12 protein-coding genes and 1 riboswitch are annotated in these 14268 nt (G+C 42.3%); of the genes, 4 read left to right on the forward strand and 8 right to left on the reverse strand.

Annotated features, from left to right (window positions below; translation table 11 throughout):
* Positions 1-23: 23 nt before the first annotated feature.
* The 4 genes from ID165_RS16195 to ID165_RS16210 all read right to left on the reverse strand — a co-directional run bounded on the left by ID165_RS16195 (position 24) and on the right by ID165_RS16210 (position 5992).
* The gene (locus ID165_RS16195; protein ID WP_192345998.1) at positions 24-1178 is read right to left on the reverse strand and encodes an aminotransferase class V-fold PLP-dependent enzyme; all 1155 of its coding nucleotides are present in this window, start codon (positions 1176-1178) and stop codon (positions 24-26) included.
* Between the two features lie 54 nt (positions 1179-1232).
* Positions 1233-1949, reverse strand: coding sequence for an EcsC family protein (locus tag ID165_RS16200; protein WP_192346000.1), 717 nt, complete (start codon positions 1947-1949; stop codon positions 1233-1235).
* A gap of 349 nt (positions 1950-2298) precedes the next feature.
* The gene (locus ID165_RS16205; RefSeq protein ID WP_192346002.1) at positions 2299-3045 is read right to left on the reverse strand and encodes a hypothetical protein; all 747 of its coding nucleotides are present in this window, start codon (positions 3043-3045) and stop codon (positions 2299-2301) included.
* A 244-nt stretch (positions 3046-3289) separates the two neighbouring features.
* Positions 3290-5992 (reverse strand): M14 metallopeptidase family protein, encoded by a 2703-nt coding sequence (locus tag ID165_RS16210; RefSeq protein ID WP_192346004.1) that lies wholly within the window; start codon positions 5990-5992, stop codon positions 3290-3292.
* A gap of 359 nt (positions 5993-6351) precedes the next feature.
* Here ID165_RS16210 and ID165_RS16215 point away from each other — a divergent pair, with 359 nt between their 5' ends.
* The 4 genes from ID165_RS16215 (at position 6352) to ID165_RS16230 (ending at position 10262) form a co-directional block, all read left to right on the forward strand.
* A complete protein-coding gene (locus tag ID165_RS16215) occupies positions 6352-7278 on the forward strand; it encodes a ribose-phosphate pyrophosphokinase (protein ID WP_192346006.1) in 927 nt (308 codons plus the stop codon).
* A gap of 113 nt (positions 7279-7391) precedes the next feature.
* Positions 7392-7970, forward strand: a complete 579-nt coding sequence (locus ID165_RS16220) for a 50S ribosomal protein L25/general stress protein Ctc (RefSeq protein ID WP_192346008.1) — start codon at positions 7392-7394, stop codon at positions 7968-7970.
* 197 nt (positions 7971-8167) lie between these two features.
* Positions 8168-8728 carry an aminoacyl-tRNA hydrolase gene (pth, locus tag ID165_RS16225; RefSeq protein WP_192346010.1) on the forward strand — a complete coding sequence of 187 codons (561 nt, stop codon included), beginning with the start codon at positions 8168-8170 and terminating at the stop codon, positions 8726-8728.
* 156 nt (positions 8729-8884) lie between these two features.
* Positions 8885-8987: riboswitch (SAM riboswitch) on the forward strand.
* A 102-nt stretch (positions 8988-9089) separates the two neighbouring features.
* A complete protein-coding gene (locus ID165_RS16230; RefSeq protein ID WP_192346012.1) occupies positions 9090-10262 on the forward strand; it encodes a PLP-dependent aspartate aminotransferase family protein in 1173 nt (390 codons plus the stop codon).
* Positions 10263-10372: 110 nt separating this feature from the next.
* Here the strand turns inward: ID165_RS16230 and ID165_RS16235 are convergent, their stop codons facing one another.
* From ID165_RS16235 to ID165_RS16250, 4 genes are all read right to left on the reverse strand, one after another.
* Positions 10373-10834 carry a CBS domain-containing protein gene (locus ID165_RS16235; protein WP_192346014.1) on the reverse strand — a complete coding sequence of 154 codons (462 nt, stop codon included), beginning with the start codon at positions 10832-10834 and terminating at the stop codon, positions 10373-10375.
* Positions 10835-10953: 119 nt separating this feature from the next.
* Positions 10954-12390, reverse strand: a complete 1437-nt coding sequence (locus ID165_RS16240) for a VCBS repeat-containing protein (protein ID WP_192346016.1) — start codon at positions 12388-12390, stop codon at positions 10954-10956.
* Between the two features lie 104 nt (positions 12391-12494).
* Positions 12495-13238, reverse strand: coding sequence for a copper homeostasis protein CutC (locus tag ID165_RS16245; RefSeq protein WP_192346018.1), 744 nt, complete (start codon positions 13236-13238; stop codon positions 12495-12497).
* Positions 13226-14218, reverse strand: coding sequence for an isoaspartyl peptidase/L-asparaginase family protein (locus tag ID165_RS16250; RefSeq protein ID WP_192346020.1), 993 nt, complete (start codon positions 14216-14218; stop codon positions 13226-13228). Before ID165_RS16250 ends, ID165_RS16245 begins: the two co-directional genes overlap by 13 nt.
* Between the last annotated feature and the right edge of the window lie 50 nt (positions 14219-14268).

The following is a 14268-nucleotide window of genomic DNA, read 5'->3' on the forward strand; positions in this document are numbered from 1 at the left end:
CATACAATTTTTTATTACGCAACTTACGATGCTCTACTTGCCTCCAACACCTGAATCAGCTTGTCAATATCTGCTTCTGTATTAAAAACATTGACAGAAACCCGCAGATTTTCTCCACGATTAGAAACAAAGACTCTGTTTTTCTGCAGATTATCCATCAAAAGTTCAGCATCAATATCCTCCGGCAATTTTAACCCGAAGAGATGATGGGAAGTATACGACTCCTTTTCAAGCACTACATTCCGGCTTTTCAAATACTCATAAAGTGGTATGGTCAGCTCACGACAATAACGTTCTATTTCCACGACAGTCCATTCATTAATCTGTTTCAGGCCCTCATTAAGCATAGGCAAAAGAATAAAATTACTCATCTCCCCCACATTGTAACGCCCGGAATCCTCCGTATACTCATGATCGTAGTTGGTCAAATTTCCAAAATCCTGTGAATTGGTGCGGTTCATCCACGATTCTTCCAATGGTTGCCCTCCGTCAAAAGCATGACCGAAATAGGAAATCCCTATTCCATAAGAACCAAAAAGCCATTTGTAACTCGCACAGATCAAGGCATCAATTTTAAATCGCTTGACATCCATCTCAACAGCTCCCACGGACTGGGTACCATCCACAATAAAAATCGCTCCCACGGTTTTACATTTCTGGCCTATACTCTCCAGATCGAATTTCAGTCCATTCATCCAGTGAATGGATGACATCAGCACCACGGCGGTCTCCGGGGTGATGCTATCCAGCAGATTTTTATTCCAGCTTTCTCCCTGCGTTAGAGCTTCTTTGTCAGGCCCGACTACTTTAAGTTCAGCTTGATTTTTATGACACCATGATTTCAGTGAAAAATACCCGCTGGGAAATTCATCTTCCAAAACGATGGCATGCTGCCCAGGAGCACAAGAAACATTACCCAATGCCGTTGCAAAGCCGTAAGAACTTGAAGGAATCAAAGCAACCTGAAGCGGATCACAGTTTATCAACTCTGCAAATCGTGCTTTCACTTCTTTGGGCAATGCGAAAAAATCTTCAGGTGTAATTTGAAAAGGATTTCTAGCCTGAATAAGTGCTGCTATGGCAGCAGCCTCAGCCGACTTCAACAGTGGAGATTTGGAACCACAATTGAGGTAATGAATATCCTGATCAAGATTAAATAGGTGTTTCTGAGAATCCATAAACTATAATTTAGTTCAATTTGCGAAGTGTAAAATTATTGATTGAAGATTACATCATTCTAACACACGTAATCGATAAGCGTTCATTGCGTATTTGCCTAAATGCTCGGTAAGTCGATAATTTGCAATCGCACCCACTCCCGCCCCTATAATCGGAATCAGTTGTGCCAGTTTCGCCAAGTCGATATAGTCCCTGTAATCCAACTGAAAGGTCTTCCAGTCAAACTCTTTCAGATCCTTGGGCAAGCTGTCTCTGTATTCTTCCCAATTTTCCACAAGCCCTACCAAGTCATTCCGCCTCTGCTGACTGGAAAAACTAAGCTGAAAAACGTAAAGCAGAAAGAGTCGCTCATGAAAATCCTTGGTATCAAAGCCATAGAGTGCCGCGATGTCAAAAAGCATTTTCATTTTGATGGTCAGAAAAGCAGGAAAATCCGCAAACCCCATAAGAATTCCTCCTGCACCGGTGACTGCTCCTTCTACAGAAGCCGTATTGCGGTACCATTTAATCCTACTTCGTACTTTAAATTCCCGTTGTTTGAATGTCAGGCTTTCATGTGGCCTGGGAACAATCCAACTTGAACCGGTGATCACCACTTTGACCATGTTTTCTATTGCTAGAGTAATAGCCTTATGAACCTTTTCCGGGATCCAGCTATTGATTTTGCTCTGAACTCCATGGGTTAGGCGTCCTCCTAGGCTTGGCTTTTTCTTCATTTCATATTGCCAAAGAGCAAGCTCAGCATGGGCATAATGTAAATAGGCGTCCATAAAATAAATTTAGTTTGCGATACTATCAAACGGATTTCGTTTTCAATAGTCTACTACTTGTTGTAAATGATGTTCTAAATGCGCTACATAATCAACTATCAGAAATCCCAATGTCAAATTATCATCTCCATTTACTTGATGTTAATTTTAAAGAAAATTGTTCGTCTTCAATTTCTCTCAACAGTCTGGGAATTGCTTGTGTAAGATATTCAAGCCTATTTATTGATTCTCTAACCATATAGTTCAGTCTTAGTCAGTTTTTAAAATTCTCCCTCTATTTCCTTCAGGGTATTTGGCAAAAATCGTATCGAATAAATTACGAGTTGCCAAACTGTACTTATTCCCTAAATCATTCATCAAATCCTGGCCTAATAAATTGAGCATAGTTCGGAACCAATTCCGCCAGGAGTTTTCTGGATTTATCCAAAAGGATCAATAAACTCAAAATCGAATCCTGCTCAGTTCCCAGTGCGTCAAGCAGTATTTTCCAAGCCTGCATACTTCGTTCAATTGATATCATCGCGATCTTCGCAGACCCGTTATAACTTTTCTCTTCTTCCGGAAACTCTTCCCAAAAGTCATCTGAAAGATCATTAAGCACTCTTTTTGATTTTACATGGATAAAAAACAAATACCACTGAATCACTTCAAGTGCATCTTCAATTTTAGAAATCTGATTATTGACCTCAGATACTTGCCTAATTCCCAAGTCTACTTGCTGGGTTAATTCTTCACAATAGTCTTTTAATTTGGACGACTCAATCCAATCCTTCCCCTCAAGCAAATACTGATTTGTAATGACGCTCAAGGGATGCCCTTCCAGCCTTCTATCCTCTTCTTCCAAGGAAATGTCAGCCGCACTATCCTTTGCGATTTGGTCCAGGTCAATACCAAGCTTCTCTGCCATTATATGAAGCATATCCAAAGTCTCTTTAAAGTTCTCGGATAATGCATTCCAAAAGTCTTCCGGTTCTTTCAAATCCCTCTCTTTCTCCCTCTCAAAAACCCTACATCTTGTGGTAAAAGCACAGCGTTCACACCATCGATCGCACCAATTATATATTCCTGAGATAAAAGTTGAGTTGATGTCATCCATAATGCAGTAAATAAGGAAGGGTTCGAAGAATGTATACGTTTAAGATAAAAAAGATTTACGAATTAGGGCTTTGTATAAAGTCCGGCTTCTAGAGAAGCAGGACAACTTCAAATGCCACTGTTCGTGAGGCAAGAACAGAAACGGTAAAGTACATTGCAAAAATCCGTGATCGTTCTGGTTATAAATTCCTATAAAAAAAACCGCCCTTCTCAAGGCGGTTTTCAATAAACAAAGAACTGACTACTTATTTGTAAAGCCCGTTAAACAGCATTTTGAATGTCCCATGCGACTGGGCTCTAAAGGTAATCTCCGGACCAAAGGCGTAGAATTTCCCTTTACCCAGTTGAGCTTCAAAAGCCGTCACCCCGTTTTTCAGGTAAGACTGGCCCCATGCCCAACCACTTCTCAGCGGCTCTTCATCTCCAAACCATGCAATCGGTTTCACCCCCTTATTTCCTGCAGAAGGTGACAATTTGAAAACTGGACTTCTGTTGAACATGATGTAGGCTTCATCTCTCATACCATAGTTAATCGGAAAAGAATTATCTACATGCATTTCCAAAACTGAGCCCGGCACATAGTATTTCTCGCCGCTTAGAGGCTTGGGTTTTCCATCAGCCCCAATCTCTACCAGCGCATCTTCCACGGGAAGGCCAAAGTGGTATGCCAGCTCGGTGGCAGCCCCCACCGATATGACCTCTCCTCCATCCTCTATGAATTTCTTTAGCCGGGGAACTGATTCTGCGGCAGTAAAACTGCCCAACATATGATGATATTTCTCATCAATTTCTTCAGGTTTTGGTTGCGCTCTGGAATAACCGCGAGAGTCTGCACCGGGAATACCAGGCCCAATAAACAGCATCACATCGTACTTATCCTTCAAATTACCGGCATCTATCTCCTTAGGAAATACGAGTTGGTATTCAAAATGGAACTGCTCGAGCATCCATCTCACCCAGCCCGAAGGCATGGATCCACCATAGTAGTCATACAAGGCAACACGGGCTGGATGTATCTGAGTGACCCCTTTTGGCATAGAAGCCGGAACCGGATACACCCCGTATTCTTTCGCTGCCAGTTCCAATTCTTTTTTCCCTCCACTTACGTAAAAGGATCCCGCAGGCAATCCGTCTACCACAGCAGTCGTTCTATAAACCTTCAGGTTTGCTTTCAGCAAATCATTCACCGCCATGAAACTGTTGTTGTTTCTCGCATCAAGCAGGTAGCCTGAGCCATTTGCAAGAGTTTTTGCCGGCGGAGACTGGATCTCTCCGTACGGAATACGCTCGAAGGGTCCATCAATACCTTCATACATTCTATCCACTTCCACACCCATTTGCAATGCCAAAGTCCATCCTGCCGCATCATACGGTCTGATCGGAGGCCCACCCGGGTAAAGAAAATCATTCGGGTGATCCTGTGGTTCAAACATATCTATCACATGTGGACGAAAAGCCTGTGCTGTTTTGACAATAAAAGAATTGGCAGGATAGTTTTTGCCATTGACAGTAAAATCAGCCGTAGCTTTCTCTACCAAAATCCCCGACTTGATTAATGCATTCATGAATTTCACAGCCGTCGGAAAGTCTGGCTGACCGGCTGAAAGAATATAAGCTCTGGGATCTCTATTCACAGGATCTGTATATATAGAGTCATAAAACTGGGTTGGCAACCCTGATCTGGGATTAGTTTCACCGTCCTCACTCTTCCGGGAATTATCAAATGCTTCTTGTACCGCCTGAGCATACTTTGGATACATTGTCCAATTATCCTGACTCCCCTTTTCGATGGATTTTCTACCCATCAGGTAAATATTAAGAAGTAATTCATCCCCATGTCGCACAGCATGATTGAAGATTGCGTAATTCAAAGACACCGAATAGTCTATAGATCTCCTAAAATGCCACTCCTGAGGAGTCACCGGATACGGGGTTCCATTGTTTGGAATCAATCGTTCAGGCACCAAAGGCACGTTGTATGGAGTAGGATTCCCGATGATTTCTGTCAAAATACCGATTATATTATGGTAATACGGGGTGGTTCTTAAGCCACCATTCCACCAAGTTGAGAACACGGAGCCGTCCAATCTTGTATAGCCGGGTTTATCTTCCTGATGCATTCTATTGATCATTGCTGCACCCACAGCATCCAAACTGGTGATGATCAGCGGATCAAACACGTGATTGAAAGGATCACGGTAAGGCGGCCCTGCCACTACTGCGCCAGCAGGAGCCGTCTGATGGTGATTGTAAATAATTTGCGGAATCCACTCTACATATTGCTGAAGAGACATATTTGCAGCTTCACTCATGTTATTCATGTAGAAGTCACGGTTATTGTCATGCCCTACATACTTTTGATAGAGAATCGGGATGTTCTGATCACGGGCTGCCGGATCATCCTTTCTCATGTACCAGTCTGACATGATTTCCATTCCATCAGGGTTGGCATGCACAAGAAGAATGATTACATTATCGAGGATTTTCAGTGTCTCAGCATCATTCTTTGAAGCTAATTGATACAAGGTTTCTATCAGCTGATGAGGCCCTACCACTTCATTAGCATGTAATCCGCCGTCTATCCACACAACGGGCTTGCCTTCTACCGAGAGCTTTTCTGCCTCTTCTCTGGTAATTTCGGCATGGGCGAGCTTCTGGGAGATTTCTTTGTATTCATCTAGCTTAGCAAAATTATCAGGTGCAGTCACGATCATCATCGGCTGAGATCTTCCATACTCGGTTTTGCCGATTTCCACCATCCTCACCCGGTCACTCACTTCGGCTACTTTCTTGAAGTAAGCTTCCGTCTGAGTGAAATTTGCCAGCTTGTAATCATCTCCTATATCAAAGCCAAAATGAGCTTTTGGCGTGGGCACATTCTGGGCAAATACTCCTAATGAAAAGGATATAAACAGAATAAGCAGTGTAGTTCTTAATCTCATAAGCATATGGGTTGGTTTATTTTCTGACTAAAATAGCACGAAAAAATAGGCGACCAGTGATCACAAGCCTCTTTTATCGGGATTTTACAGGATTGGAAAATAGAAGCAATAAACTAATCAATAATCGAATCCCTACAGTTCAACTAAGCCTTTATATAGTTTGAAATTACAATTACCTTAAACTAACTCCTGTTGCCTTACTCACGCCTGCTTATATTTAGCCCAATAGATTTCAGGAAATTGCCTGATCCTGTTTGAACTCAAAATTATCTTCCATATGAATTTCAAACACCTTAGTCATCCATTCAAAAATTACTATTTTTGCTCTTAAATCCATTCCAAATCTTTCCGAAAAACGAATACCCATGTCCGAGGTTAAAATCTTTTCAGGCACCAATAGCCAGTCACTTGCAGAGAAAATCGCCAAAAACTACGGCAAAAAGCTGGGCGATCTTACGCTGTCCAAGTTCAGTGATGGCGAATTGTCCCCGAGCTTCAATGAATCCATCAGAGGCTGTACCGTCTTTTTGGTTCAAAGCACCACCCCGCCGAGTGACAATCTTTTGGAGCTTTGTTTGATGATTGATGCAGCCAAAAGAGCCAGTGCATATAAGGTATGCGCAGTGATTCCTTATTTTGGATACGCCAGGCAAGACCGGAAAGATAGGCCAAGAGTATCCATCGCCGCTAAGGCAATCGCCAATATGATCACCTCTGCAGGAGCAGACAGAATCATGACATGTGACCTTCACGCAGGACAAATTCAAGGTTTTTTCGACATACCTTTGGATCATTTGAATGGATCAGCTATCTTTGTGCCCTATTTGAATTCGCTGAGGCTTCCGAATATGATTTTTGCATCCCCGGATGTAGGAGGAGTAGCGAGAGCAAGGGCTTACGCCAAGCATTTTGAAGTAGAAATGGTGGTCTGTGACAAGCACAGAAAAAGAGCCAACGAGATTGCTTCCATGCAAGTAATCGGGGATGTAGAGGGTAAGGATGTGATTCTAGTAGATGATTTGGTGGATACCGCAGGTACGCTCTGTAAGGCTGCACAAATCGTCATGGAAAAAGGAGCTACTTCAGTAAGAGCTATAGCAACCCATGGTGTACTCTCCGGAAAAGCTTACGAAAATATCGAAAACTCAGTACTGGAAGAATTGGTCATCACTGACACCATCACTCCGAAACAACAATCATCCAAAATCAAAGTTTTGACAGTCGCAGACCTATTCGCAAAGGCTATTCACGCCGTTACAGGAAATACTTCTATCAGTTCTTTGTTTATCTAAGAATCAATTTTAATACAAATACAATATGAAATCGAGCTTGGAAAAGCATCTCAAAGAGGGATGAAATCCATATTGCGAGATTCCATATGACAATTAATAATCAATAATAACATATGAAAAATTTAGAGATTATAGGGTTTAAAAGAGCAAATCTCGACAGTGCCAGTCTTTCTGAATTGAGAGAATCAGGTAATGTTCCCTGTGTGGTTTACGGACCTGGTATCAAAGAGCAGATCCACTTCTACTCACCAATCATCCTTTTCAGAGACTTGATTTATACTCCTGAAGTACACATGGTTGAATTGAATATCGAAGGAACCATTATCAAGGCAGTATTGAAGGACGCACAATTCCATCCGGTAAGTGAGACTCTTCTTCATGCAGACTTTGTGGCTTTTGCCGAAGACAAACCTATCAAGTTTGAAATCCCTGTGAAAGTAGAAGGAAGCTCTCCTGGTCTTGCAAAAGGTGGTAAACTAGAATTGAAAACGAGAGTATTGAAAGTTAAAGGTCTTGCAAAAGACTTCCCTGATGTTATTCCTATCGATATTTCTGAGCTTGACTTGGGTAAATCATTCAAAGTGGAAGATGTCAAAGTGGAAGGCTTCGAAATCCTAACAAATCCGAACGTTTCTATCGTGACTATTGGTGTACCAAGAGCTCTTAGAGGTAAGAAAGGCGGAGAAGAGTAAATTCAGTCTCTATTACACTATTCATTTAAAATCCTGCCCATATCCGGGTGGGATTTTTTATTTTCAAACCCGATAGCTGCTGTAAAATGAAAATCGAGCCTGCCTGAAGCAGACAGGCCTGGCTCCAAAGTCACACACCAGGTGATTATAATGCATTCATGATTCCATATGACAGCTGAAAAACAAATTATAAACACATGAAACACCTAATCATAGGCCTTGGGAATATTGGCCCAGAATATGAACTCACCAGACACAACATTGGCTTTTTGACAGTGGACAGGCTTGCCGACTCGAAGGACTGCACCTGGAAGAGTGACAGACTTGCATTCAAAACAGAATTCAAGCACAAAGGCAGAACAATCCATATGATTAAGCCTACTACTTACATGAACCTTAGTGGCAAGGCAATGAATTACTGGATGAAAGAACTTCAGGTAAGCAAAGAGAATACGCTGGTGATCGTAGATGATGTGGCCATTCCTTTTGGCAAACTCCGCATGAAACCCAAAGGAAGCGCAGCCGGTCACAACGGGCTGAAAAACATAGAAGAGCTCACAGGAGGTCAGAACTACCCAAGACTGAGAATGGGCATAGGCGATGACTTTCCTAAGGGTAGGCAAGTTGATTTTGTTTTGGGAAATTTCACACAGCAGGAATTTGCCGAAATCCCTACCATAATGGATAAAGCAATAGAAATGACCCTCAGTTTTTGTACAATTGGCATAGAACGCACCATGAATCAATTCAACGATTGATGAAATCGAGCATAACTAAAGCGTCACACACTGTAATGGTTATATGGCTATAATGCAAGCGAGATTCCATGTGGCCTTTTAAAAAAACACAAACACATGAAATAAGATTTGGAATTCCCCAAATATCGATCTTTCTTTGCATCACTTCAGGCAACTGATTTATAAAGAAGAGGCGAGAGATTAGGCTCAACGACCCTCTGGCAACCATCCCGAAACGGAGAACGGTGCCAAATCCTACCCTATGCGGGAACTATAGATTGGCTTACTTCACAAATAATCCCTTTTATTTCGTTCCCCTCATTGGGTTTGATTTTCTCAAATCTGCTTGATTAGTCTTATCAAAATCTAAACTGATCAATAAATGAGTAAGCACTTTGAAACGAACTCTGTAAGGATCTCCCCTTCCAAGTCCAGCCAGCGGGAGCACTCCGCTCCTATTTACCTTACATCCAGCTTTACATTCGACTCAGCGGAAGAAGCCCGAGCTACTTTTGCTGATGAAATAGAAGGGAATATCTACTCCCGGTATGCCAACCCAAATTCCAGTGATCTGATAGAAAAAGTCTGTGCTGCCGAAGGCACTGAAGATGGATTTGCTACTGCATCAGGGATGGCCGCAATGTTTGGGAGTATTGCCGCACTACTGCAGCAAGGAGATCATGTACTTGCCGCACGGTCACTTTTCGGATCTACTCATCAGCTACTTACTAAAGTATTTCCTAAGTGGGGGATCACCTCTACTTACGGGGATATTTTTGATTATTTGAATTGGGAAAAACTCATACAACCCAACACCAAAATGCTTTTCATCGAAACCCCATCCAATCCGGGCTTGGAAATAATCGATCTGGAATGGGCGGGTAAATTTGCGGCAGCTCACAACCTGATTCTGGTAGTGGATAATTGCTTCGCCTCGCCTTATTTACAACAGCCTGCTAAGTGGGGAGCTCATATTGTGACCCACAGTGCTACCAAATACATCGACGGACAAGGACGAGTGCTGGGAGGCTTGATTTTGGGCAAAGCTAACTTGATGCAGGAAGTACAGTTTTTTGCGAGACATACAGGGCCTGCCATATCTCCATTCAATGCATGGATACTTGCGAAAAGCATGGAAACACTTGGTGTAAGAATGGATAGACACTGCAGCAATGCGCTGAAAGTAGCTGAGTATTTCGAAGGTAATTCTGAGTTACTTGCAGTAAAATATCCATTCCTAAAATCACATCCCCAATACGAAATCGCAAAAAAACAAATGAGTCAGGGTGGTGGGATAGTTACCTTAGATCTGAAAGGCGGAGTTCAGCGTGCCCAACGCTTCATCGATCAGCTTCAGATGATCTCCATCACTGCTAATCTGGGTGACAGTCGAAGTATTGTCACACATCCTGCCTCTACTACGCACAGCAAACTTTCTGTTGACGAAAGAGCACAGGTTGGGATTTCGGATGGACTGGTACGACTATCTGTAGGTCTGGAGCACTACGAAGACATAATTCAGGATGTAGAAAGAGCGATTGACTTATCAAAGTAAAACGACTAGCATTGCTGCCAGTCTTTGTAAGATAAAAGCAGGTTGAATACAAAAATGCCCTCAAAAAGGATGTTATTCTTTTGAGGGCATTCATTTTTTAAGCCTCACTTCTACCAAGTGGTTTGCCGCAAGGTAGGAAAGGCCCGAATTATATCACTCAGACTAATCTGTCCCAACAGGACTCCATCTTTCATCACCGGGAATCTTCGGATTTTATGCTCTAAAAATTGTGATGCAGCATCGAATATTGATAAATCCGGAGAAAGCGTAAGAACATCCCTAGACATATGCTCGCTTACTTTTGCCGGGAATTTCGGCGTGTTGGTGTATTTTCCTTTAATAATCTCTTTTAGGCAATCCACTTCCGAAATAATACCTATTAATGCGCCTGAAGCATCTATCACCGGTGCACCGGATATCTTTCGTTTGGTGAGCACTTCCATTACCTGATCAATAGTATCATCCGGCTTGAAAGTAATCAAGCTTGTACTCATGTACTCTTTTACTAGAATTTGCGGAATTGGGGCTTTTTTGGGTTCTGCCATTCTAACCCCTTGAAAACTTTTTACCATAGGTTAAAATTTAAGGATGAAAGAATAAATTATCGATAATTAGTAACAATTAAAAATTATAACTTAAAAAACCCTATATTTCGATACTATAATTTAAAAAAAACCATTCACACAAAATATCACTTGTTTTTATTTTCAAGAAAAACAAAGGGCTTCCAACTCTTACTCGCCCCCTTATAAAGATCATTAAACTCAAAGGCTCCCACTACAACATCCAGATCACCGTCAGAATCAGTGTCGCCCACTGCTATAGTAAGCAAATTTCCCTCTACATTTTCACTCAAAACATACGGATCAAATTCACCTTTTTCATTTTGCCTGAAATACACCAAGTTTTGTTTTGGAACCTGCAAATCATCAGGAAAGAATGACAGGACGAAAAAATCCAGATCGCCATCGTCATCAAAATCCCCCACTTCAATTCCGCTAGCTCCATACATGGGATAGAACCATAATTCTTCAAATTTATTTTCCCCATCATTCAAAAACACATGCACCCCGTGGTAGTTTTTGAGTACTTGGGACAAATCCGCATTATCCCCATTCACCACAATAATATCTTTGTGACCGTCTCCATTCACATCTTCAAACCGGAAGTCACTTGCGCCAAATGCCGGCTGGAATCGAAGGATGGCCTTTTCCTTATACTGATTTGCTCCTTTGTTTAACCAAACATAAATCCCTTCCTGAGCCTGAGTCATAAGCCCCAACACATCCAAATTCCCATCTCCATCAAAATCCACAGCAATTGCCCGTCTCGCACCGGGTTCAGCACGTAAAATCACTTCAGTAGGATTCTTAGATCCTGAGAGGTAGAGGCTCATTTTCCCAAAGTGATTTCCAAACTGGGAAACTACCCGGTCCTGCTCTCCATCACCATTCCAATCGGCAACAGCAAGATCAACAGGACGGATTAACCCGCCCAAAAGCTCCTTGCTTTGCCATTCTTGAGCTTCTAGCCAAAACTTAGACACCATTCCCAAGGAATCATTTGAAGGATCCATTCGCCCCATAGTCAGTAAATCGAAGCTGCCATCATAATTCCAGTTTATATCCACCGGAGCAACTTCGGTAGGAATAGAATCTTTGATTTGAAAACCATTCTTGGGGTCTAGAATATAAATCATCTTCAAACGATCACCGAGCCATAAATCCCCGGTCTCCGGATGAATTTGAAGCATTGTGGATAGATTTCCTTTTATTCTGTGCAAGTCCGGACGTGAAGCTTGAAAACCAGGAATGCCAAGAGTTGGAGCCGACTTTCTTGCCTGAGGCAAGAGGGAATCAGGTGCATGATCCAAGTAATAGTCAAGAATTTTCTCCCAATCCTCTCTTTTGATCAGTTGTGCTTTGGAATAAACTCCTGGAGGAATGCCTAGGTCTTCCGGTAGTAGTTGCCCAAAATCCTCAGGCAAAAAAAGTCCCATCCGTTTCCGCATATCAGGAAGCACTTTTTCTCCCCAAGTCCTTTTATCCAAAATTTCAGGGTCTGGTTTCAAATGACAGCTTGCACAATAGGCATTTGCAAGCTGCTCACCGGTTAGATTCAAATCCATAGTAGCCAACTGCTCCAATGTGGGCGGTGGCTGTTTCCGTTCCGAAATCTGGCTGCAGGAATAAGATAACACCGCTAATATTAAAACAATCGGCCCTGTAAACTTCATTCTTCGATTACCTCCAAAAACTGATTAACTAGACCTTGATCTATCCGAAGGTGATGGGTGAAGGATTTTGGGTCATCCGAAAACGATACATCCGAATTTAAATATAAATTTGAAGAAGGTTTCCAAATCTTGCAGGAAGCATGGATTTCTGTTAAGAAACCTGTTTTTTTCAGCTCCAAAACATGCTCGGGCTTAGTTCCTCCCCCTGGCATAATACTAATTCTATCTTCGGCTTTCCCCAGTAATTCCCTAAGAGTATCCAGACCTTCGGTGACAGAATTCTTACCACCTGAGGTCAAAATACGATCAAAACCACAAGCGATAATTCTCTCCAAGGAATCAAAGTAATCAGCTGAAGCATCAAATGCACGATGAAATGTACAGGGCTTTCCGGAAGCTACCCGTAAGAGTGATTTGCAAGAATCGGTATCTACAAACCCTTGATTATCCAGTGCTCCAAACACAAATCCATCCGCTCCCAATTCACCCAACAATTCTATATCCCGCTTCATCACCATCAATTCCTTCTGAGAATAGGCAAAATCGCCGCCTCTTGGCCGGATCATCACAAATACAGGAATGTCAATTTCAGTTTTTAGAAATTTGAGCATACCCGCACTTGGAGTCTCTCCCCCCTCAGGAAAATTTGCACAAAGTTCTAAACGATCTACACCATAGTCAGCTGCATCCATAGCCGCTTCCACATTGAAAACAGGAGATTCTAATATTATTTTGCCCATCCTTTGAAATGCGAATTGGAATCTATCATCACATTCTTTTGCAGGGTTGCCTGCGCAAAGTTAAACCCCGGGTGTACCGCATAGGCACCTACTTCACCATCTTTGTTCATAGCAAGAAATCCTGCCTGGATATCTTTAATATCCTTATTTTTTGCAATTAAGCGCTTCACTGCCTCTTCACAGGCTTCCTGCGGAGTACGGCCCTGACGCATCAATTCCACAATCAAAAAGCTTCCACAAATACGGATAATAGATTCTCCAAGCCCGGTAGCCGTAGCAGCTCCCACTTCATTATCCACAAACAATCCCGCTCCTATGATTGGGCTATCACCAACCCTCCCATGCATTTTGTAAGAAAGACCACTAGTAGTACAACTTCCTGCCATATTTCCCTTAGCATCCATCCCTATCATGCCAATGGTATCGTGATTTTCTATATTGATGATTGGCTTATATTGGCTGGTAACTTTCCATTCATCATAAGCTTTTTTCGCATTTGGGCTTAACTCCTCTTCTTCTATAGGAAATCCTTCTGCTATTGCCAATTGCCTGGCTCCCTCGCCCACGATCATCACATGTGGTGTCTTTTCCATCACTACCCGTGCTAAGGAAATAGGATGCTTTACCTGTCTGACAAAAGCTACCGACCCGCAGGAACCGTCCCCTGACATTATCGAGGCATCCAACGTAGTAATCCCTTCACGATCAGGCAATCCCTGTAACCCTACAGACAAGTTAGTCAGATCCAACTCAGTATCTCTCACTCCTGTTTCTACCGCATCCACAATACTCCCTCCCAATTTTAGTTTTTCTACAGCGGCAGCATTAGCCGGCAATCCATGATTCCAGGTGGATAGGATAAGAGGTTTTTCTCCTTTGAAAAGAGGAGGTGACTTTGCTTCAGCAATGGTGGAAACTCCCGGTATAAAAAGCGCAGACCCCATCAGGGATTGCTTTATAAATTTTCTTCTTTGTGACATTCGAGTTAATTTAGAATCAGGCCTCAAATTATTAAAAATGGGGATATTTA

It is taken from the genome of Algoriphagus sp. Y33, from assembly GCF_014838715.1.
Classification (GTDB): Bacteria; Bacteroidota; Bacteroidia; order Cytophagales; family Cyclobacteriaceae; genus Algoriphagus.